Source organism: Hymenobacter saemangeumensis (genome assembly GCF_039541835.1).
Taxonomy (GTDB): Bacteria; Bacteroidota; Bacteroidia; order Cytophagales; family Hymenobacteraceae; genus Hymenobacter; species Hymenobacter saemangeumensis.
Genome location: NZ_BAABGZ010000079.1, coordinates 24,337 through 44,530, shown reverse-complemented (window position 1 = coordinate 44,530; position 20,194 = coordinate 24,337). Strand labels below are relative to the sequence as shown.

General features: G+C 60.0%; 23 protein-coding genes. 14 read left to right on the top strand and 9 right to left on the bottom strand.

All coding sequences use genetic code 11. From position 1 onward, the window contains the following. The first annotated feature begins 172 nt into the window (after positions 1-172). Positions 173-868, top strand: coding sequence for a response regulator transcription factor (locus ABD919_RS20710; RefSeq protein ID WP_345237986.1), 696 nt, complete (start codon positions 173-175; stop codon positions 866-868). A gap of 66 nt (positions 869-934) precedes the next feature. On the opposite strand, the gene ABD919_RS20705 is transcribed toward ABD919_RS20710, so the two are convergent. Continuing rightward, on the bottom strand, positions 935-1,489 hold the full coding sequence (locus tag ABD919_RS20705) for a DUF3575 domain-containing protein (protein ID WP_345237985.1): 555 nt from the start codon (positions 1,487-1,489) through the stop codon (positions 935-937). Between the two features lie 155 nt (positions 1,490-1,644). On the opposite strand from ABD919_RS20705, the gene ABD919_RS20700 reads away from it, so the two are divergent. The 7 genes from ABD919_RS20700 (at position 1,645) to ABD919_RS20670 (ending at position 6,744) form a co-directional block, all read left to right on the top strand. After that, a complete protein-coding gene (locus ABD919_RS20700; protein ID WP_345237983.1) occupies positions 1,645-2,697 on the top strand; it encodes a sensor histidine kinase in 1,053 nt (350 codons plus the stop codon). 91 nt (positions 2,698-2,788) lie between these two features. Next, complete coding sequence (locus tag ABD919_RS20695; protein WP_345237982.1) at positions 2,789-3,502, top strand: RluA family pseudouridine synthase; 714 nt, start codon at positions 2,789-2,791, stop codon at positions 3,500-3,502. A 196-nt stretch (positions 3,503-3,698) separates the two neighbouring features. Next, positions 3,699-4,151 carry a 50S ribosomal protein L13 gene (rplM, locus tag ABD919_RS20690; RefSeq protein WP_345237981.1) on the top strand — a complete coding sequence of 151 codons (453 nt, stop codon included), beginning with the start codon at positions 3,699-3,701 and terminating at the stop codon, positions 4,149-4,151. Between the two features lie 37 nt (positions 4,152-4,188). Continuing rightward, the gene (rpsI, locus tag ABD919_RS20685; protein ID WP_345237980.1) at positions 4,189-4,575 is read left to right on the top strand and encodes a 30S ribosomal protein S9; all 387 of its coding nucleotides are present in this window, start codon (positions 4,189-4,191) and stop codon (positions 4,573-4,575) included. A gap of 18 nt (positions 4,576-4,593) precedes the next feature. Then, entirely contained in the window at positions 4,594-5,361 is a 768-nt protein-coding gene (gene rpsB, locus ABD919_RS20680; protein ID WP_345237979.1) for a 30S ribosomal protein S2, read from the top strand. Between the two features lie 162 nt (positions 5,362-5,523). Continuing rightward, positions 5,524-6,360 (top strand): translation elongation factor Ts, encoded by an 837-nt coding sequence (gene tsf / locus ABD919_RS20675; protein WP_345237978.1) that lies wholly within the window; start codon positions 5,524-5,526, stop codon positions 6,358-6,360. A 99-nt stretch (positions 6,361-6,459) separates the two neighbouring features. Continuing rightward, a complete protein-coding gene (locus tag ABD919_RS20670) occupies positions 6,460-6,744 on the top strand; it encodes a hypothetical protein (protein WP_345237977.1) in 285 nt (94 codons plus the stop codon). Between the two features lie 3 nt (positions 6,745-6,747). Here ABD919_RS20670 and ABD919_RS20665 read toward each other — a convergent pair whose 3' ends face one another. The 3 genes from ABD919_RS20665 to ABD919_RS20655 form a co-directional block, all read right to left on the bottom strand. Beyond that, positions 6,748-7,764, bottom strand: coding sequence for a DUF3089 domain-containing protein (locus tag ABD919_RS20665; RefSeq protein ID WP_345237976.1), 1,017 nt, complete (start codon positions 7,762-7,764; stop codon positions 6,748-6,750). 146 nt (positions 7,765-7,910) lie between these two features. Continuing rightward, positions 7,911-8,921, bottom strand: coding sequence for a hypothetical protein (locus tag ABD919_RS20660; protein ID WP_345237975.1), 1,011 nt, complete (start codon positions 8,919-8,921; stop codon positions 7,911-7,913). A gap of 132 nt (positions 8,922-9,053) precedes the next feature. Next, entirely contained in the window at positions 9,054-9,455 is a 402-nt protein-coding gene (locus tag ABD919_RS20655) for a hypothetical protein (RefSeq protein WP_345237974.1), read from the bottom strand. 164 nt (positions 9,456-9,619) lie between these two features. Here ABD919_RS20655 and ABD919_RS20650 point away from each other — a divergent pair, with 164 nt between their 5' ends. Beyond that, positions 9,620-9,988 carry a hypothetical protein gene (locus tag ABD919_RS20650; RefSeq protein WP_345237973.1) on the top strand — a complete coding sequence of 123 codons (369 nt, stop codon included), beginning with the start codon at positions 9,620-9,622 and terminating at the stop codon, positions 9,986-9,988. Between the two features lie 105 nt (positions 9,989-10,093). Here ABD919_RS20650 and ABD919_RS20645 read toward each other — a convergent pair whose 3' ends face one another. Then, a complete protein-coding gene (locus tag ABD919_RS20645) occupies positions 10,094-11,662 on the bottom strand; it encodes a hypothetical protein (RefSeq protein WP_345237972.1) in 1,569 nt (522 codons plus the stop codon). 16 nt (positions 11,663-11,678) lie between these two features. Next, positions 11,679-12,008, bottom strand: coding sequence for a hypothetical protein (locus ABD919_RS20640; protein ID WP_345237971.1), 330 nt, complete (start codon positions 12,006-12,008; stop codon positions 11,679-11,681). Positions 12,009-12,304: 296 nt separating this feature from the next. Between ABD919_RS20640 and ABD919_RS20635 the strand changes: the two genes are divergently transcribed. From ABD919_RS20635 to ABD919_RS20620, 4 genes are all read left to right on the top strand, one after another. Continuing rightward, the gene (locus ABD919_RS20635; protein WP_345237970.1) at positions 12,305-12,574 is read left to right on the top strand and encodes a hypothetical protein; all 270 of its coding nucleotides are present in this window, start codon (positions 12,305-12,307) and stop codon (positions 12,572-12,574) included. 261 nt (positions 12,575-12,835) lie between these two features. Then, entirely contained in the window at positions 12,836-13,675 is an 840-nt protein-coding gene (locus ABD919_RS20630) for a hypothetical protein (RefSeq protein ID WP_345237969.1), read from the top strand. Between the two features lie 18 nt (positions 13,676-13,693). After that, complete coding sequence (locus tag ABD919_RS20625) at positions 13,694-14,281, top strand: hypothetical protein (protein ID WP_345237968.1); 588 nt, start codon at positions 13,694-13,696, stop codon at positions 14,279-14,281. A gap of 163 nt (positions 14,282-14,444) precedes the next feature. Beyond that, entirely contained in the window at positions 14,445-15,275 is an 831-nt protein-coding gene (locus ABD919_RS20620) for a DUF1206 domain-containing protein (protein ID WP_345237967.1), read from the top strand. Between the two features lie 60 nt (positions 15,276-15,335). Here ABD919_RS20620 and ABD919_RS20615 read toward each other — a convergent pair whose 3' ends face one another. Then, positions 15,336-16,559 (bottom strand): NAD(P)-dependent oxidoreductase, encoded by a 1,224-nt coding sequence (locus tag ABD919_RS20615; protein ID WP_345237966.1) that lies wholly within the window; start codon positions 16,557-16,559, stop codon positions 15,336-15,338. A 196-nt stretch (positions 16,560-16,755) separates the two neighbouring features. On the opposite strand from ABD919_RS20615, the gene gcvP reads away from it, so the two are divergent. After that, on the top strand, positions 16,756-19,668 hold the full coding sequence (gene gcvP / locus ABD919_RS20610; RefSeq protein WP_345237965.1) for an aminomethyl-transferring glycine dehydrogenase: 2,913 nt from the start codon (positions 16,756-16,758) through the stop codon (positions 19,666-19,668). Positions 19,669-19,755: 87 nt separating this feature from the next. Here the strand turns inward: gcvP and ABD919_RS20605 are convergent, their stop codons facing one another. Both ABD919_RS20605 and ABD919_RS20600 read right to left on the bottom strand, forming a co-directional pair. Then, complete coding sequence (locus ABD919_RS20605) at positions 19,756-19,944, bottom strand: transcriptional regulator (protein WP_345237964.1); 189 nt, start codon at positions 19,942-19,944, stop codon at positions 19,756-19,758. Between the two features lie 23 nt (positions 19,945-19,967). Continuing rightward, positions 19,968-20,183, bottom strand: a complete 216-nt coding sequence (locus ABD919_RS20600; RefSeq protein ID WP_345237963.1) for a helix-turn-helix domain-containing protein — start codon at positions 20,181-20,183, stop codon at positions 19,968-19,970. Positions 20,184-20,194 lie beyond the last annotated feature (11 nt).

Below are 20,194 nucleotides of genomic sequence, written 5' to 3'. Positions count from 1 at the left end.
TAGTCCGCGAGAGTCCATCAATTCGGGCGCACTCGCGGACTACAAGTCCGCGCTACGTACAGCAGCCCCGAAATGGGGCTAAGCCTGAGGTCACACAAACGTAACATGCTGAAGCATCGCGGCGGCGGTACTTTTGTACTGCGCATTATTGCCTCACTAAAGCCTTTTTGCCGTGGCCACTCCTAAATCAGCCGTTTATAAAATCCTTGTGGTCGACGACGACCCGGACATTGTCGAGTTGCTGGAGTACAACCTCAGGAAGGAAGGCTACCAGACGGCATCGGCCCCGGACGGGCGCAAAGCCCTGGAAGTGGCCGCCGAGTTCAACCCCGACATCATCCTGCTCGACGTGATGATGCCCCACCTCGATGGCATCGCGGCCTGCCGCCTGCTGCGCGAGCAAGCAAAGTTTAAGGATACTTACATCCTGTTTCTGACGGCCCGGGCCGAGGAGTTCTCCGAAGTAGCCGCCTTCGACGCGGGTGCCGACGACTTTATCGCCAAGCCCATCAAGCCCCGGGCCCTGCTCAGCCGCCTGGCCGCGGTAAAGCGCCGCGACCAGGACCCCCACACGGCCATCGATGCCATCGACATCAATGGCCTGCGCATCGACCGGACCGGCTTTGCCGTGTACCAGGAAGGCCGCAAGATTACCTTACCGAAGAAAGAGTTTGAGCTGCTGGCCTTCCTCGCTGCCACGCCACACAAGGTGTTCAACCGTGAGGAGCTGCTACAGAACATCTGGGGCAACGACGTGTTTGTGCTGGCCCGCACCGTAGATGTGCACGTGCGCAAGGTGCGCGAGAAGGTGGGCGAGCACCACATTCAAACCATAAAGGGCGTGGGCTACAAGTTCAATGTCGACTAAGCTTTCCATAAAAAAAGCGTCGCTGCCAACCGGCAGCGACGCTTTTTTTATGGACTTCAGGCTGGCTTAGAAAGCAAAGCCCAGGTTCAGGCCGGGCAGTACGCTGGTGCCGGTGAAATAGCTCAGGCCCGTGTAGTCAACGTTGCCGTTGTTGTCTGACTTGGGTTTGCCAGCGTTGTAGCCCAAGCGCAGGAAGGGCTCCATCGAGAAGTGGCCGCCAAAAATCCACTGGTAGCCAACATTTACCCCACCACCAAAAGTAGTGAGAGTGGATTTGTCGGTGCTTGTAGAAGTACCAAAAGTAGAAGTAGAAGAGATGTTAAAGTTTTGGAAGCGCACGAAAGGCCCAATGAAAAGGCCCTGCATCGATTCGCCGGTCACATAAAAGCGGTACTCGGGCGTGATGCCAAAACCTGTGAACTTACCGCTTTCGTCGCTACCGTAGCTAGCATAAAAAGCCCCTAGCTGAAGCGAAGACTGGTCACTTAGTTTGTGCTCAAAAGAGCCATTACCAATACCGAATAGCAAGCTGGTAACATTGAGTTTGATTGCATTATCCTGCGCATTGGCAGCAAGGGAGCCGCAACCAAGAATGCCGAGTGTCAATAGTACTTTTTTCATTTGAAAAATTATGAATGGATGGTTTCTCACCGCAAAGCTATACTATTGGAAATGTACCATAAGAACTTTTTTAGCTCTTTTATAAAAAAAGATTAGCCGTCTGGTAAAACACCATTAAAAACAAGTTAAAATTTAATTTTAGCGCCCGATAATCCATGTACCTTTCTTCGCGCACCATTGCCATCCTTATTGCTCTTCTGGTTGCGGGTGTCTTAACCACTTTCGCTTATGTAGCGCATACCCTGACCTCGCAGCAGGCATTTCTGGCAGCTGGCGTAACGGTAGCGGCCTGCTTCCTGCTGGTGTACCTTTCCTTTGAAGCCCTCATCTTCCGGGAAATCAACGGCATTTACGCCGGGCTGGAGCATATCAAGCGCAAGGAGTTCAAAAAGCTCAGCAACAAGTTTCTGTTTCGCCCCGAGCCCATCAAGCGGGTACGGGAGGAAATTATCCAGATGGCCGAGCGCCGGCAGCAGGAGCTCGACGAGCTGGTGCGGCTGCAGGCCCTGCGCCGGGAGTTTCTGGCCGACGTGTCGCACGAGCTGAAAACGCCGCTTTTCGCCGCCCAGGGCTTTGTGCACACCGTGCTCGACGACGAAGACGATGAGATTGACCTGGCCACGCGGCGTAAGTTCTTAAGTAAAGCCGCCGCCAGCCTCGATACCCTCGACGCGCTGGTGCAGGACCTGGTCACCATCGCGCAGCTGGAAAAAGGGGTGGTGCGCATGCGCCGGCAGCGCTTCGACATTGTGGCCCTGGTACAGGAGATATTTGAGCTGCTCGAACAGCAGGCTGCCCGGCGCGGAACCACCCTGGAGCTGTTCCCACCTACTTTGCCAGCCGATGGCCTGAACGTGGTAGCCGACCGCAACCGCATCCGCCAGGTGCTGGTAAACCTGATTGATAACGCCATTAAGTACGGCCGCGACCAGGGCCGGGTGGTGGTGTCGCTGGTGGAAAGCGGCCGCTCCGTGCGCATTGCCGTGCGCGACGACGGAGCCGGCATTGCCCCCGAACACCAAAGCCGCATCTTCGAACGTTTTTACCGCATCGACAAAAGCCGCTCGCGCGACTCCGGTGGCTCGGGTCTGGGCCTGGCCATCAGCAAGCACATTGTGGAAGCGCATAAGTCGGCTATCCGGGTAAAAAGCACCGTTGGCGAAGGCACTACGCTGGAGTTCAAGCTGGGCAGGCCCAAGGCGACGTAGCGCGGAATTCCATTCCGCGTCGCAGGGGGCTGCTTGCGCTGTCGCGGAATGGAATTCCGCGCTACGGGCTGTCGTACCTTTGTGCTTCTCTATGAAGCTTCCCAATTTCGCCGACCTCATCCTGTTTGAAAACGACGACTACGTCGTGGTAAACAAGCCCCCGTTTCTGGCCACGCTCGACGAGCGGGTGGGCGGGGCCCCCAACCTGCTGCGCCTGGCCCGGCAGAGCTACGACGACATTCAGGCGGCCCACCGGCTCGACCGCGACACCAGTGGCGCCCTGGCCTTCGCCAAGACGCCGGCCGCCTACCGCCACCTGGCCATGCAGTTTGAAGACCGGCTGGTAAAGAAGCAGTACCACGCCGTGGTGTGGGGCACGCCCCAGCTCGACCACCACGTGGTGCAGCGCAACATCGAAAACACCAGCCGGGGCAAGGCCCGCCTGGCCTACAAAGGCAAGCCCGCCGAAACCCACTTCACCACCCTCGAAACCTTTGCCCGCCACGCCCTGATGCTGTGCGAGCCCATTACGGGCCGCATGCACCAGATTCGCCTGCACCTGATGTTTCTGGAGTCGCCCATTGTGGGGGATGTAACCTATGGCGGGGAAGACTTCTACCTGTCTTCGCTCAAGAAGAAGTTTAACATGAAGGAGGGCGAGGCCGAGCAGCCGTTTATCAAGCGCTTTGCCCTGCATGCCATGCGCCTGCAGTTTCAGGGGCTAAGCGGTGAGGACATTGTAGTAGAAGCGCCTTACCCCAAGGATTTCCGGGTTCTGGTCGACACGCTGCGGCAATATCAGTAGGCGCTCTGCGCTGCCTGAAGCGTGATTCAGCCGGTTCCAGGCAGGCTGCCCAGCTATTGCGCTGCACTTCAACAGGAAATACTACGCAAGCGCTTGCTTTCTCCCGAAAAGTCAGTACCTTTGTGTCCGTTTTTCCCGAAGCCTTACCGGTTTCGGGTTTATTTTCAATTGCTTAGCAACTAGATTTTTTCGACTCATGGACCACCTGAGCTTCAAGACAACCCACGTTAACAAGGCCAACGCCCAGAAAAGCTGGGTTATCGTCGACGCCAGCGTAGCCCCGCTGGGCCGCGTTTGCTCGCAGATTGCCAACATTCTGCGCGGCAAGCACAAGCCTTCGTTCACCCCCAACTCCGACTGCGGTGACAACGTCATTGTTATCAACGCCGACAAGCTGCGCGTGACGGGCAAGAAAATGACCGAGAAGGTGTACATCACCCACTCGGGCTACCCCGGCGGCCAAAAGCGCCGCACCGTGCGCGAGCAGATGAACCGCGACTCGCGCCGCGTAATCGAGCACGCTGTGAAAGGCATGCTGCAGGACAACCGCCTGGGTGCCGCCCAGTACCGCAACCTGTACGTGTACGCTGGTGCTGAGCATCCCCACGAGGCGCAGCAGCCCCGTGCCATTGAACTGACCAACCTGTAGGCCAATATCGGTCCTGCTTTTTTTATCCATCCACCAAATGGCAATTACCAACACTTCTGGTAGAAGAAAAACCTCGGTGGCTCGCATCTACATGCAAGCCGGGCAAGGGAATATCACTATCAATGACCGGGACATGAAATCGTACTTCAGCAACGAGCTGCTGGAGAACGTCGTGAACCAACCCCTCACCCTGCTGGAGCAGGTGGGTCAGTACGACATCAAGGTGAACGTGCGCGGCGGCGGCATCTCGGCTCAGGCTGAGGCTATCCGTCTGGCCATCACCAAGGCCCTCGTGAGCGACAACGCCGAGACGCGTCCCGCTCTGAAGAAGGAAGGCTTCCTGACCCGCGACCCCCGGATGGTGGAACGCAAGAAATTCGGCAAGCGCAAGGCTCGTCGCTCGTTCCAATTCTCGAAACGCTAATCCAGGAGGACTACTATCATGGCTCAGACGACTTATAAAGAACTGCTGGACGCCGGTGCGCACTTTGGTCACCTCACCCGCAAGTGGGACCCCAAAATGGCGCCGTACATCTTCATGGAGAAGAACGGCATCCACATTATCGACTTGAACAAAACGCTGGTTTCGCTCGATTACGCGGCCCAGGCTATTCGCAACATTGCCAAGAGCGGCCGCAAGGTGATGTTCGTGGCAACCAAGAAGCAGGCCCAGGAAATCGTAACCACCGAAGCCCAGCGCCTGAAGATGCCCTACGTTACCGACCGGTGGCTGGGTGGCATGCTCACCAACTTCGCCACCGTGCGCAAGTCGCTGAAGAAAATGGCGACTATCGACAAGATGGTGAAGGAAAACACGGCCTACGCCGCTCTCGCTAAGCGCGAGAAGCTGATGATGAGCCGCGAGCGTGAGAAGCTGGACCGCGTACTCGGCGGCATCGCCGACCTCGGCCGCCTGCCCGCTGCCCTGTTCGTAGTGGACGTGAAGCGCGAGCACATCGCCGTGAAGGAAGCCCAGAAGCTGGGTATCCCGGTGTTCGCTATCTGCGATACCAACTCCAACCCCGAGCTGGTGCAGTTCCCGATTCCCGCCAACGACGACGCCTCGAAGTCGATTCAGCTCATCGTGAGCGTAATCGGCAAGGCCATCGAAGACGGCCTGTCGGAGCGCAAAGTTGACAAGGAAGATGCCGAGCGCAAGGAGGCTGACGAAGCCGCCATTGCTGAAAAGACGGCTGCTGACGAAGAATAATCCCTTCTTAGCTCTTTGAAAAAAGGGGAACCTTCGAGTAGCTAGGCTCCGGAGGTTCCCCTTTTCTTTTGCTGCTGTAACGCGGAATTCCATTCCGCGACTTAATAAACACATTTTCACCACTTCGCGGAATAAAATTCCGCGTTACACTTTTTCACTCAAATGGCCGCTATTACCGCCGCAGACGTAAACAAGCTCCGCACCATGACCGGTGCCGGCATGATGGATTGCAAAAAAGCCCTGACCGAAGCCGATGGCGACTTCGAAGCTGCGCGCGACATTCTGCGCAAAGCCGGTCAGAAAATTGCCGACAAGCGTGCTGAGAACACGACCTCGGAAGGCTTTGTAGCCGTGAACGTGAGCGAGGACGGCACCAACGGCAAACTGGTGGCCCTGGCCTGCGAAACGGAGTCGGTAGCCAAAGTGGCTAACTTCCGTGAGCTGGTGCAGCGCATCCTCGATGCCGCCGTGCGTACCAACGCCACCACCAAGGAAGAGCTGCTGGCTGTGAAGGAAGACGATGGCCTGAGCATTCAGGAGCACATCACCGACCTGACCGGCAAAATCGGCGAGAAGCTGGACCTGACCTACGTAACGCTGACCGGCGAGAAAGTAGCTTCCTACATCCACTCCGACAGCAAGAAGGGCGTACTCGTGGGCCTGAAGAACGTAGGCTCGGCCGACGCTGCTGCCGTGGGCCGCGACGTAGCCATGCAAATCGTAGCCATGAAGCCCGTTGCCGTTGACAAAGACGGGGTGGACTCGGCTACGGTAGAGCGCGAAATCGAAATCGGCAAAGAGCAGGCGCGTGCCGAGGGCAAGCCCGAGGCTATGCTGGAGAAAATCGCCCAGGGCAAGCTCAACAAGTTCTACAAGGAGAACACCCTGTTGAACCAGGAGTTCGTGAAAGACGGCTCGATGACCATCGCTCAGCTGCTCGACAGCAAGTCGAAAGGCATGACCGTGACGGACTTCAAGCGCGTGGCTATCGGGGCATAACCCCACCCCCGGCCCCTCCCCTCCGGGAGAGGGGAGCCTGATAAAATTGAAAGCCCCGCTGGCATCGTGCCGGCGGGGCTTTTTTCGTAAGTTCATACCATGGCTCAAGTGATATCACCCCAAGCACGAAAAGCAGATGCTTTTTACTATTTAGCTTGGAGCCTCCTGCCCTTTGTATTAAATACAATTTTTCTAAGCAGTATAGGAGACGCGAGTACAAAGCAAATACTTGCCATTCTGGCGCCCATATTGAGTTGGGGCCTTGGCGTGAACTTATTTGTGGTGTCCCTGCTAGCTATGCTGCGCAAGCGAGATGCCGCTGTTAGCTTTCTAATTGGGTCAGCCTTGCCTTGGCTTTGGTTAAGTTATTTTTTATTCAAGTAGTTTCTATTTATTAGCACTCAGCCAAGCCTGCACCCGCGCCTTGGCATTGAGCCGCACATTCATGTAAAACAGGCCGTAGTCGGCGAGGTGGAAGGAGTGGCGGAACTCGGGCTTGCCGGGCAGGATGTAGCGCACGTAGGCGGGCTTGCCGGGGGGCGTTACCCAGAGCAGGCCGTTGTGCTCCTGGGCATCGGTTACCTGGGGGTTGATTTTGCGGAAGGGCCAGCCCACGCCGCCGCGGTTGAGGCTAGCGGGGGCCCGTAGCGAGTCGGTGGTCCAGGTGAGGGGGTTGGTGACGGCGCTTTTGGCCACGATGAGCGGGCTGGTGACGCCGGCATCTTCGGGGTACTCGTGGCCGCGCGAAACGGAATTCCAGGAAAGAAAGCAGCCGGTTTCGAGGGAGTCGGCGCAGGGGCGGATGGTGGTGTATTCCTTTACCTTGACGGGGAAGCCCACCAGGTAAGCCGCCACCAGCTGGCGGCGCAGCTTGGGGTCGTTTTCGAAAAACTCGTGCAGCAGGCGCTTGGCGTGCACGGTGCCCTGGCTGTGCCCGGCCAGGATGATGGGCCGGCCCTGGTTGTAATGCTTGAGATAGTACTGGAAAGCGGCTTTTACATCTTCATAAGCCAGGGCAATGGCCTGCTTGCCGTTGGGGGTTTCCCGGTCGAAAAACGCGTAGAGCGTGGCCTGGCGGTAGCGCGGCGCGTAGATGCGGCCGGCGGCATTGAATACCGTGGCCTGGTGCCGGATGGAGCTGCGGTCGATGCGGTGGCTGAATTTCGCGTTCCAGCTTTTGCGGTTGATAAAGGTGGTGCGGTGCAGGAAGAAAACGTCGGCCTCGGCCGTGGCCTGCTGGTCGCGCAGGGTTGACTTGCGGGGCACTAAGTCGGCGTAGTCGCGGCGCTCGGGCAAGGCGGCCCAGCTATCGGCCATGGCATAATTGGGCGCGGGGCTGGGCTTATAGGTCGCGAAGTCGCGGCCCGGCTTGAGCAGGTTGATGCAGGAAGCTAAGGGCAGCAAAGCCAGTAGTACCAATAGACGAGCCTGGCTCAATATAAGATTTAACACGACAGATAAGGGAAGGCTCTTGATTTAGTACGTTGAGTTAAAAGGGGAGAGTTAAAAATTTAAACTCCATTCAGGTTTTAACTTTTAACTCTTCCCTTTTAACTAACCTTCACAGGCCACGAAGCCAGCTGACGGGGCTGCCCTTCTTCATCATAAAGCAAACTCATGGGCATCTCGGGGTTGCGGCGCACTTCTTCCAGGCTGATGCCCCAGCGCAGCCACAGCTCGGCCAGGGCCTGGCTGTAGGCGAAGTTTTCCCAGGGGTGAAACACGCTGGTGTTGATGTCGTCAATCAGGGCATCAAATACCAGGGTTGTATCGCCGGGCTTGGCCCGACGGGGGTAGATGTCGGGCACCACGGAGAGCAGGTGGGCGGCGTAGTACACCCGCGCCTTGAACTCGGCTACCTGCACCGGGTGCAGGGGGCGCCGGGCATCGGCATATACCTTGCCCATGGCTTGCCGTATCATGCCGATGTCGCCAAGCGTGACTATGAGCACCGCCCTATCGAGCTTGATGCTGAACACCAGGGTATTCAGGTCGTCGTCGTACTCGAATGGAGTGACGTCCTCCGCCGGGTCTACTTCGAGCACGAAGATGGAGCCGGGCGCGAAGTCGGCATACTCCACGGGCACGCGCAGGCCCTGCAGCAGGGGGTAAAATGCCTGAAACTTACGCAGCAGCGCCGCGTTTTCGGCCAGCGGGTACTTGGGCTTTATCAGCGGGTCCTGCTCCTTGAACAGCTCGGTGATGAAGATGCCGTAGAACATCTTGCCCAGCCAGAGAAAGAGCTTGTCGTCGCCCAGCGCCCGCAGTGCCTCCGGCCCCTGGGCCGCAGCGGCTGCTACTTCCTGCTCCAGCGCCTCAATACGCGGGCGCACGGCCGGGCTGAGGGGCAGGCGCAGCTCTTTGTAGGTGATGCTGCTGTGGTCGAGCAGCTGAATAGACCGCTCGGCCAGCTGGTAGCGGGCCTGCAGCCAGTCGGCAAAAACCGGAACGGTGTCGGCCGCGGTGGTGGGCTGCCCGCTGAGAAAGCAGCTGTCGAAGCCGAAGCGCAGGCCGTCGAAAGGGTCGTAGGGCGTGAGGTCGGCGGGAGAGTATGGGGACATAAAGACGTAACGCGAACTTTGTAGTGCAGGCTCCAAAACCAGCGCCTTGAGCAATAGTTGCTCGGTGGCCTGGATTCGGAACCTGGCTACAAAGTTCGCGCTACGACGGGCTACTTTGGAGAAGGGCGTGCTTTAGCGGGACAGCGAGGAGCCGGCTTTAATGAGCAGCTTGCTCAGGTTGGCCAGCGGGGCGCTGTAGTTATCGGCTACTTCATCGGCAATTTTGGCCGTTTCAGCCCCCAGGGTGGCCAGCACTTCGGCAATGTCGTGGGTCGAAGCATCCGAGCCTTCGAGCATTTCGCGCAGCTGGCGCAAGGCCAGCGTGATTTTAGCTAGCCCGGGGCGCTCCGAGGAGCTGAGTACGGCCTCCCAGCGCTCAATCTCGGCCATTCCCTGCTTGCCGGCCTTATCGGGCAGGCCAGAGCCGAGAAGGGCCAGCGTATCGTCGAGCAGGGCCGAGTTCTGCTGGTCGCTCACGGTCAGCGGCACGGCAGGCGTATGGGGAGTCTGGGGAGTGGTGGCGGTGGAATCCATGGGAAAGAAAGTAATAGCAACTGTTGTCGGCTATACTAGGCCCGGCTCGAAAAAGTTAGCTCCTCTGCTCGAACGCTACGCGCAAGACCAGGCAAGCCGGTGCTGGGTTACCTTTTAGCAGGGCTTCGATTAAAGGGCATCTTTTCACCTCTTCTTTCCCAACCATGAAACTGTCAGTTAAAACCATGATGCTGGCCATTGCCGTGGCTACGAGCACGGCCGCCTGCACCGAAGCCGAAGAGCGAAACGCGGAAGCCAACGTTGAAGCGACGGCCGAGAACGCCGAAGTAGCCGACGACAAAGCCGAAGGCAAAATGGAGTCGGCTGGCTCGGCCCTTGACCGGGCCGCCGAGCGCGCGGCTAAGAAAATTGAAGCCGCGGCCGAAAAAGCCGAAGCCAAGCTGGATGCAGCCGGCCAGAAAGCCGAAGCCGCCGCCGCACGGGCCGATGCCAAGCTCGAAGCCATGGGCGACGCCGCCGAAAAGTCGGCCGCCGAAAGCAAGGCCCGCATGAAGGAAGCCGCGCGGAAGTAAGCTGCCTTCGCTCGCGCTGGAGCACCGCTATGGGGCGGGGCTGGTCGACTGCCGCCATCAGAACAACATTGTTCGGCGGCAGGTGAAGACCAGCCCCGCCCCTCTTTATTGCTGCTCGGCCAGCTCCAGGAGCACGTCGTAGTACGGCCGGCCCACAATACGGGCTTTCAGCCAGGCATAGAAGCTCAGCACCTGCAGGTCTTCGCGCTCCAACGACAGGAAGGAGGGAATATCGGCGACGCGGGCCAGGAAGTCGGGCTTCTTCACCACGGCCGGGTTGTCGATGATTTCGTGTACGAAGCTCAGGTAGCTTAGCACCGGGTGGTAGGGGCCGCCCAGGGGGGTGGCAGGCGTGGCATCGGGGCCTTCGCCCGAAGCAGGCACGGCGGGAAACTGCTCTTTTAGGCCCCGCTCGATGGCCCGCAATCGGTTTAGGGCCAGGTCGGGGTTGCCCAGCTCCAGCTGAATGAGCAGCTCGCCCAGGTTGCGGTTGATAAGCCATTCGAGGCCCAGGTGCTGCTCCAGCCAGTGGTCGGTGCGGGCCAGGCTCATCAGCGCCTGGTTGGCCTTGTGGAAGTTGCCGTCGGCGAAGTGGTGGAACGTAAGCTGAAACCGCGCGGTGAGGTCGGCCGTCAGCGGCAGCGGCGGGGTCGACTTCAGGATTTGGTCCAGCAGGGCGATGCCCTCTTTGTTGCGGCGCAGGAAGGCATAGTTGGCCGCCAGCAGAAAGGTAAAGCGCGGGCCAAACTCCGCAAACTGCCGGCCGGTGGCCGAAGTCAGAATGGCCTGGCCCTGCTCCAGGTATTTCACCGAGTCGGCAAAGCGGCGCGAGCGGTACAGGGCATGGGCCAGCATGTAGAGGAGCTTGAGCTGGTACTGCCGGTGCGCGGGCTTGAAGCCGTGGCGGCGCTCCATCAGCCCGTAGCAGCGCTCAATGAAGGGCGCGAAGGACGTGAAGTCGCGCCGCACCAGCATGGCGCTGCGGGCAATGCTCATCAGGCGGCAGAGCAGCGAGGGGCTGCGGGCAAAGGCTTCCGCCAGGTCGTACTCGGCCAGGATTTCGTGCATGATGGCATCGAACGACACGGTGGCCCGGCCCTTCACGCGGGCTTCCTGCAGGCGCTGCCGCAGCAGGCTGTCGGCAATGTTGGCCCGCTCCTCTTCATCGGCGGCCTTCTTGTTGAGCTTGCGCCGGCGCAGAATATCGGCCAGGGGCTCGGCGTAGGGGGAATCGGCGTGCTGAATCTGCAGGTTGTACACCGCATTCAGCGGCTCGTACAGCTCGTTTTCGTGGGCCAGCTTCTCGGCTTTGCGCAGGGTGCTCCAGGCCAGGCGCGGAATGCCTACTTCGAACAGGTACTGGGCCAGGGAGAGCTGCCCGCGCACCGAGGCCGCCGCCGTCACGTCCTGCTGCCGCTGCCGCAGCAGCAGGTAGTCGGTGAGGTGGCGCAGCAGGCGCTTGCGCAGGGCGTAGTACGCCACGGGGTTGGGCTCGTCGGGGTAGAGCTTGGCAATGATTTGCTCGCTTTTCAGCTCCTTGGGCTGCACCAGCAGCTGGTAGAGGCGCGAGTCCTGGCGGCCGTTGGCTTTGCGGCGCTGCCGCTGAATGAACAGGCCGAAGTCGCGCCGGTCATCGGGCGAGAGCGTGAGCAGGGTAGTGCGGAGGTCGTCCATGGTTGTTGAGCCGGGGCTACTTGGCTTTCACGAAGAGCAGGGTGGCGCTGCTGCCTGTCAAACCAGTAAATGTGCTTTGTAGAACATACCCTTCCTGGTACAGCTTGTAGATAAGCTTATAATATGCCTGGCCTGATACCCTCAGCCCTTTTTCGCCGTGGCTAGGTTTGAAAGTCAGGTATTCTGTTTTGTTTTCTCCGCGCGTAATCGTGATGTCGGTGTTGGTGTTGCCAATCCCATCATCAATCCGCACTACCACAATATCCGGCTCGGCTACCCCCACGGTTTGGGCCGGGCAGCCAGTGAAGGCCAGCAGGCAGGCCCCGAGCAAAATCAGCTTTTTCATACGGGCTAAGATAGGGCTGCCCGGACATTGCCGGGGGTAGCGCGGACTTGTAGTTCGCGGGCCCGGGCTGTCGCTATTATCGGGGCTCCGTTCCGGGTAGCGGAATGGAATTTCGCTTTACTGAAAAAAACAAAAGCGCAAGTATGCCCGTATCAGGCAGCTGAAAATGTGGAAACAGTAAAATAACTCTCCACACAATCAACCTGCGGGCACTCATTACCCAGCCGGCAGGCTGGGTTACCTTTTCCGGGTTGCCCGCATAAAGCCCCGTTCCACATCACTTAATCCAGAACACCATGAAGACTTCCCTCAAAATGCTGGCCTTGGCTGCTTTCGCCACTTTCGCCACCGCTTCCTGCTCGCAGAAGCAGCAGGACAATGCCGAAGCAACCGCTGAAAACGCTGGCGACGCTATGGAAAACGCGGCCGATAACGCCGGTAATGCCATGGAAAATGCTGCCGACAACGTGAAAGCCGACATGGCTCGCGAAAAAGGCGACACCGCCGTGGTAATGGACCGCCCCGCCAATGGCGTTGTGGAGGAAACCCCTGCCACCCAGAAATAATTTTCTAGTCGGCTCGCCGACCTGATGAAGGCCCCGCTACGGATGTAGCGGGGCTTTTTTTGTGCTCTTAGCATCATCCACACCGCCAGAGCGGCCAACTTTAGAAGTCAGAACATGTAGATTTTAATCCATTGAAAGTCAATGGAAATCTCCAAATAAAGACCGTAGCCAAAAGTCATACAAACAGTAAAGTGGGCTGGCCCTTGGCCTCCCCTTCGGAACACCTTTGTGCATCGTCTCACCAGTAACTCATCTGAAGCCATGCGCACGCTGCTACTCTCCCTGTTTTTGTTCCTGCTTTCCGGCTTTGTGGCCCAGGCCCAGGACTTGCTCACCAAACGCAACGGCGATGAGCTGTTGGTAAAAGTGGTTGAAATAACTTCCTCAGAGGTGAAATACCGCCGGGCCGACAACCTCGACGGCCCCTTGATTACGGTGTGGAAGTCTGATGTTTTCATGATTCGCTACGCCAACGGTACCAAGGACGTGTTTGGCACCAACGGGGGCAGCAGCCCCCGGCCCGCCGCCGTTCAACCAGCAGCTACCCCAACTCCCATTGCCACCCCGGCAGCCCCGGCGGCCCCGGCAGTGCCCCAAAACCCTACTGCCGTTACGCAGCCCGCGGCCAAGCCCAATCCGCTGGACCCGACCGGCGACGACGCCACGTTTCCCGATGGCGTACAGCTTTCCGGCCCCCGCCTTGGGGTTACTTACCTCACGCAGGGCGTAGCGGATAAGATTGGCGAGAAAGTGCCCGGCCTGAGCCCGGTGCTGTCGCAGTTTGGCTGGCAGTTTGAAACCCGGCTGTTTCGCATGCCCAATGGCGTAAGCGGCCTGCTGGAGGTTATTCCCCTGGTTGCGGGCCTGGAGCAGGGCAAGTTCCTGCCCAGCATCAGCGGCATTCTGGGCATGCGGGGCGCCAAAGGCCTGGAGTTTGGCGTAGGCCCCAACCTGACGCCTCTCGGAACCAGCGTGGTGCTGGCCGTGGGCACCTCGTTCCGCTCCAATGGCATCAACTTCCCGGTAAACCTGGCCGTGGTGCCCGGCAATGGCGGCGCCCGCATCAGCCTGCTGGTAGGATTCAACGCCAAGACGCGCTAACCTACAACTGCTCAGCATATGCGCGCCTTAGCTCTGCTTCTGCTCTGCCTGCCCCTGATAGGCAAGGCCCAGGATGTAATTGTTACCAATGATGGTGCCGAGCTAACTGCCCGGGTATTGACCATTACTCCGGCTCACATTTCCTACATCCCCACTGCGGCTACCGATACCATGTCTTTGGCTAGTGCTACAGTGTTTATGATACGCTATGCCAACGGGGCCAAAGAAGTGCTGGCCCCGGTTGCGTCGCCCGACCCTAAACCTGCTTCCAGCAGCTTATCAGCCCAGGCGATGGAAACCCAGGGCCGAATTGACGCCGGACGCTACTATCATGCCCAGGGCACCTTCTGGGGCAGCTACGCCACCACGCTGATATCAACCCCGGTTTTGTTTGTGGGTGGAGTGGCTGGTACCCTGGCTTGCGGCATGGTGGCCCCGAAGGAAAAGAACCTGCAGGTGCCCAACGCAGCACTGCTTAGCAATCCCGACTACATGCGTGGCTATCGTAGCCGAGCGGCGAAAAAGAAGTTTGGCACCGCTGTCATGGGCTTTGGGATGGCCCTGGCAACTGGCCTCAGCGCCCTTGCCATATTCAACAGCAATTAAGGGAATGCCCTCGCTAGCTTATCAGGCAGGGCTTTTCACTTCACATTCGCTGGTCTGCCTCTCGCAATAAGCGGCGGTTATTGGTTTCTCGAATTTGCAGGCCTTAACCTTCCTGCGGGTGTAATGCGTAAGCAAGGTCCTGTTCCACCAGACCTTTCCACTTATGAATGCTGCTGATACCTTACGCTCTGCGGTACCGCACTCACCCACCGATGGCATTAAGACCATGGCCCGACTTGGGTTTGCAGCCATTGGTATTGTGTACGTACTGATGGGCATGCTGGCTTTGCTGGCCGCCCTGGGCCAGCGCGAAGGCGCACTTACCGACCGCGAAGAAGCCGTGAACCGCCTGCAGGATGTACCGGGTGGCAACATCTTACTGGGGCTGATTGCCTTTGGCCTGCTGGGCTACATCATCTGGCGCTTCACCCAGGCCATTCGCGACACCGAAGACAAAGGCCACGGGGCCAAAGGACTGGGCATGCGCATCTGGTACGTGATTAGCGGCTTGTTCTACAGCGGCCTGGCCCTGTACGCCGCCCGCCTCGCCATGAACGGGCACGCCGAAAAAGGCGGCAACACCTCGCAGTCGCTGGTAGCCAAAGTCCTGAACTGGCCCGGCGGCAACTGGCTTATCCTGGCAATTGGCCTGGTGATGGTAGGCATTGGCATTTACCACGCCTACCGCGCGTTCTCGGGCCGGTTCCGCAACGATGTTAATTCCAGCAGTCTTTCCGAAACGCAGCAGCGCATGGTGTACCGGGCCGGGCAGATAGGGTTCACGGCCCGCGCCATTGTGCTGGGCATTCTGGGATACTTCCTGGTGCAGGCCGGCTGGGAGTCGAGAGCCAAGGCGGTAGGGAATACCGGCAAAGTATTCGACTTCCTGGCTACGATGGGGCCGCTGGTACTGGGCGCCGTTTCGGCGGGGCTGGTGGCTTATGGCATCTACATGCTGGTGCAGGCCCGCTACCCCGTGCTGAGGGGCATCTAATGAAAACAAAAAAGCCCGCCGGATGCACCCCGGCGGGCTTTTTGTTTTCACTGAGCAAACCTATGCCGGCACTTCTTCGGCCACGTAGTCGCTCAGGTACTGGTAGCGCGGCATCAGCTCGCCGCCTTTGGCAATGGTGGCCCGCTCAATTACGCTTGCCGAATCTTCGCCCAGCAGGTGGGGAAACACGTTGTCGAGCAGCTGCCGGCCGAAGTCGCGACTGGCGTTGCGGGGCAGCTCGCAGGGCAGGTTGTCGACGGCCATGACGGTGATGTTTTCGGGCCGCGAGTAGGGTGCTTCCAGCTCCTCGGTGGCGGGGTTGAAGTCGAAGGCCGGCTCGGCAATGGTGCTGCTGCGCCTGGTAACCGGAATGGAGCCGTCCACGTCGCAGGTTACGTCGGCAATGGTGTTGATGCGGAAGTCCGGACGGCGGGTGTCGGCCAGCTCAAACAGCCGGGGTGCCGCCGGGTGCCAGTAGGCGCAGGCAATCAGCAGGTCGGTGACGGGCACGAAATTGCTGAAGGTCGACTCGTACTCTTCGGGGTGCTGGTGGAAGTTGGTAGTGTCCCACACCCGGCCGTCGCGGCGGCGGTTGTAGTCGGAGCTGCAGAGCTGGGTGTACACCGGCTCGTTGTAGTCGTGGTAGAGGTAGTCGTACACACTCACCCGGCGGATGCCCATGCGGTTGAGCACTTCCAGCGCTCCCTGGGCCACGCGGCCGGAGCCGGTGACGGCAATCTTGATGGGCGGCAGGGCCCTCACCTTGAAAAACTCCTCCTGCATGTCGTCCATGTCTACGCACAGGTGGGCGGGCTTCAGTGCATACAGGCTGTGCTTGCGGCCGTAGGTAAGCAGGCCATTGTAAGCGCCCACAATGCCGGCGTAGCGCCCGAAGGCCACAATCCGCTCCCCTTTTTCATTGGTGAGCATCTCGTAGTCTATCAGGGTGATGTTCTGCTTCAGAATCGCGCGCAGCAGGTTGCGGTTGGCCGGCTGCTTTTTCACGGTGTGCGAGAAAAACAGGTAGGTCTTGTTGGCAATAAGCTGGCTGACGGGCACTTCCTTCACCCCCATCAGCACGTCGCACTCCGACAGGTCGTCCTGCACGGGCAGGCCCAGGTCGCGGTACTCCTGGTCGGAATAGGAGCGCACCAGGCTGCTTTGCACAACAATGCGCAGGCCGGGGTAGGTGCTGAGCGCCTCTACGCACTTTTTGGGCGTGAGCGGGACCCGTTTGTCGGAAGGCGTTTTGCCTTCGCGGATAAGGCCGATGGTGAGGGACATGGAATCTGGGGTGGGACGGTTTCTGCCTGCAAAGCTAGAGCAACGGCGGCTTTCGGCGGGGTGAGCGCGCCCAGGGAATGGTTCTGGCTATGTGAGAATACGGAATGAATTTCCGCATCAGCCCGGACTTTTTACAGGCTACCTTTGTTTCAGGAATCAGATACCGGCCCCACCCATCACAACCCGTTTGTCCCACATGTTGAAAATTCAGCCCGTCGACGTCTTTGAAACCCGCCACAATGCGCCCGATGCAGCCGCCGTTGCCGACATGCTCCGCACCATTGGTGCCAGCAGCATCGAGCAGCTCATCGACGAGACCGTGCCGCCCGCCATCCGCCTCAAGCGGGAGCTGGAGCTGCCCCAGGCTCTGACCGAGCGTGCCTTCCTGGCCAAGTTCAAGCAGATTGCGTCGCAGAATAAAGTATTCAAAAGCTACATCGGCCTGGGCTACCACGACACGGCCCTGCCCGCCGTCATTCAGCGCAACATCCTCGAAAACCCGGGCTGGTACACGGCCTATACCCCCTACCAGGCCGAAATTGCCCAGGGCCGCCTCGAAGCCCTGCTCAACTACCAGACGGTTATCATCGACCTGACGGGCCTGGAAATTGCCAACGCCAGCCTGCTCGACGAGGGCACGGCCGCCGCCGAGGCCATGACCATGCTGCACGGGCAAACCAAGAAGAAAGGCGCCCGGCAGTACTTCGTGTCGGAGCAGGTGCTGCCCCAGACCATCGACCTGCTGCGCACCCGCGCCACCCCCATCGGCATTGAGCTCGTGGTGGGCGACCACCGCCAGGTAGACCTGAGCGGCGAGGGCTTCTTCGGCGCCATGCTGCAGTACCCCGGTGCCGACGGCGAGGTGTTCGACTACAAGGAATTTGTGGAGAAGGCCCACGCCAGCAATGTATTCGTGGTGATGGCCGCCGACCTGCTGGCCCTCACCCTGCTCACCTCGCCCGGCGAGCTGGGCGCCGACGTGTGCGTGGGCAACTCCCAGCGCTTCGGCGTGCCCATGGGCTACGGCGGGCCCCACGCCGGCTTCTTCGCCACCAAGGAGCAGTTCAAGCGCGTGATTCCCGGCCGCCTCATCGGCCAGAGCATCGACGCCGCCGGCAACCGCGCCTACCGCATGGCCCTGCAAACCCGCGAGCAGCACATCCGCCGCGAAAAGGCTACCTCCAACATCTGCACCGCCCAGGTATTGCTCAGCGTGCTGGCCAGCATGTTTGCCGTGTACCACGGCCCCGAGCGCCTCAAGCAGTTTGCCATCAACACCCACGCCCTGGCCCAGACCCTGGAGGCTGAGCTGAAGGCGCTTGGCATCGAGCAAACCAACGAGTTCTACTTCGATACGCTCAACCTGCGTCTCGAAAGTGCCGAGCTGCAGCAAGCCGTTCGCCAGGAGGCTGAGGCCGCAGGCATCAACTTCCGCTACTTCGGCGATACGCGGGTGGGCATCTCGCTCAACCAAAACACCGAGCTGCAGGACGTGGCCGACATCGTGGCCGTGTTTGCCAAGGTGCTGGGCAAGGAAGCGGGCACCCTCACCGCCCGCGACTCCTTCGAGCTGAGCTGGCCCAAGAGCCTGATTCGTACCAGCGAGTACCTGACGCACCCCATCTTCCACTCGCACCACGCCGAGCACGAGATGCTGCGCTACATGAAGCAGCTGGAAAACAAGGACCTGAGCCTTGCTCATTCCATGATTCCGCTGGGTTCCTGCACCATGAAGCTGAACGCCACGGCCGAGATGATTCCCGTGACCTGGCCGGAAATCGGCAGCCTGCACCCCTTTGCCCCGCGCGAGCAGGCCAAGGGCTACGAGCAGATTTTCAACGACCTGCAGGCCTGGCTCTGCGAAATCACCGGCTTTGCTGCCGTTAGCCTGCAGCCCAACTCGGGTGCCCAGGGCGAGTACGCCGGCCTGCTGGCCATCAAAGGCTACCACGATGCCCGCGGCGACCACCACCGCAACGTGGCCCTGATTCCGGCTTCGGCCCACGGCACCAACCCCGCCTCGGCCGTGATGGCCGGCATGGAGGTGATTGTGGTGAAGAGCACCAACGAAGGCAACGTGGACATGGACGACCTGCGCGAGAAGGCTGCCAAGTACGCCGACCGCCTCTCCTGCCTGATGGTGACTTACCCCAGCACGCACGGCGTATACGAGGAAACCATCATCGACATCTGCGACACCATTCACCAGCACGGCGGCCGCGTGTACATGGACGGCGCCAACATGAACGCCCAGGTAGGCTTGACCTCGCCAGCCAACATCGGCGCCGACGTGTGCCACCTCAACCTGCATAAGACCTTCTGCATCCCGCACGGCGGCGGCGGCCCCGGCGTGGGCCCCATCGGCGTGGTAGCCGACTTGGCTCCCTACCTGCCCGGCCACGCCGTGGTAGCCGTAGATGGCCGCCAGGAAGGCTCGGTATCGGCGGCTCCCTGGGGCTCGGCCAGCATCCTGCCCATCTCCTACGCCTACATCTCCATGATGGGCGGCGATGGCCTGAAGCGCGCCACCCAGATGGCCATCCTGAACGCCAACTACATCAAGGCCCGCCTCGAAGAGCACTACCCCGTGCTGTATACCGGCAGCCACGGCCGCTGCGCCCACGAGATGATTCTGGACTGCCGCCAGTTCAAAAAGGCCGGCATTGAGGTAGAGGACATTGCCAAGCGCCTGATGGACTACGGCTTCCACGCCCCCACCGTGAGCTTCCCCGTGGCCGGCACCCTGATGGTGGAGCCCACCGAAAGCGAAAGCAAGGAAGAGCTGGACCGCTTCTGCGACGCCATGATTTCCATCCGCAAGGAGATTGCCGCGGTGGAGTCGGGCAAGGCCGACGCCAAGGACAACGTGCTCAAGCACGCGCCCCACACCGCCGCCACGGTGCTGGTGCACGACTGGACCCGCCCCTACAGCCGCGAGCAGGCCGTGTACCCCATGGAGTACGTGCGCGCCGCCAAGTTCTGGCCCAGCGTCAGCCGCATCGACTCGGCCTATGGCGACCGCAACCTCATCTGCGCCTGCACGCCCATTGATGCCTATGCCGACAAGGAAGAGGAGCAGGTGGTACCCGACCACGGTGCCTCACACTAAGCGAATCCAGGACGGGTGTAACCCACCCTCAAATTCGCCGCAAGGCTAAAAGGCCCGCCTGGAAATCCAGGCGGGCCTTCTGTATTCCTACCCGCCCAGTACGGCGGCTACCCGCACCGACGGCGGCGGCCGAAACGCCTGCATCAACAGCCGGGGCACCGCCTTGCTCATGGCCGCGCCGCCCGCCGCCACCTCCAGCAAGTGGGCCTTGAGCTGCGGCAGCGAGGTGCTTTTCAGCAGATAGCCCGCCGCGCCCGCGCAGATGGCTTCAAACACCCGCTCCGCATCGCTGAATACGCTCAGCGGCAGCCCCTCAATGCCCGGCCGGGCAGGCCAATGTCGCTCAGCACCAGCGTAGGCGGCACTGTCACGCCGGGTAGCCGGTTCAAAAAGTCCTCCATCGAGCGGGCCACCAGCACGCAGTCGAACTCCGGCTGGGCACCGAGGTATTCGCTTAGCGCCTCCCGAATTGGGGCCTGGTCTTCGATAATGACCAGGGCCAGCGCAGTTTGCACGCGGTAAAAGC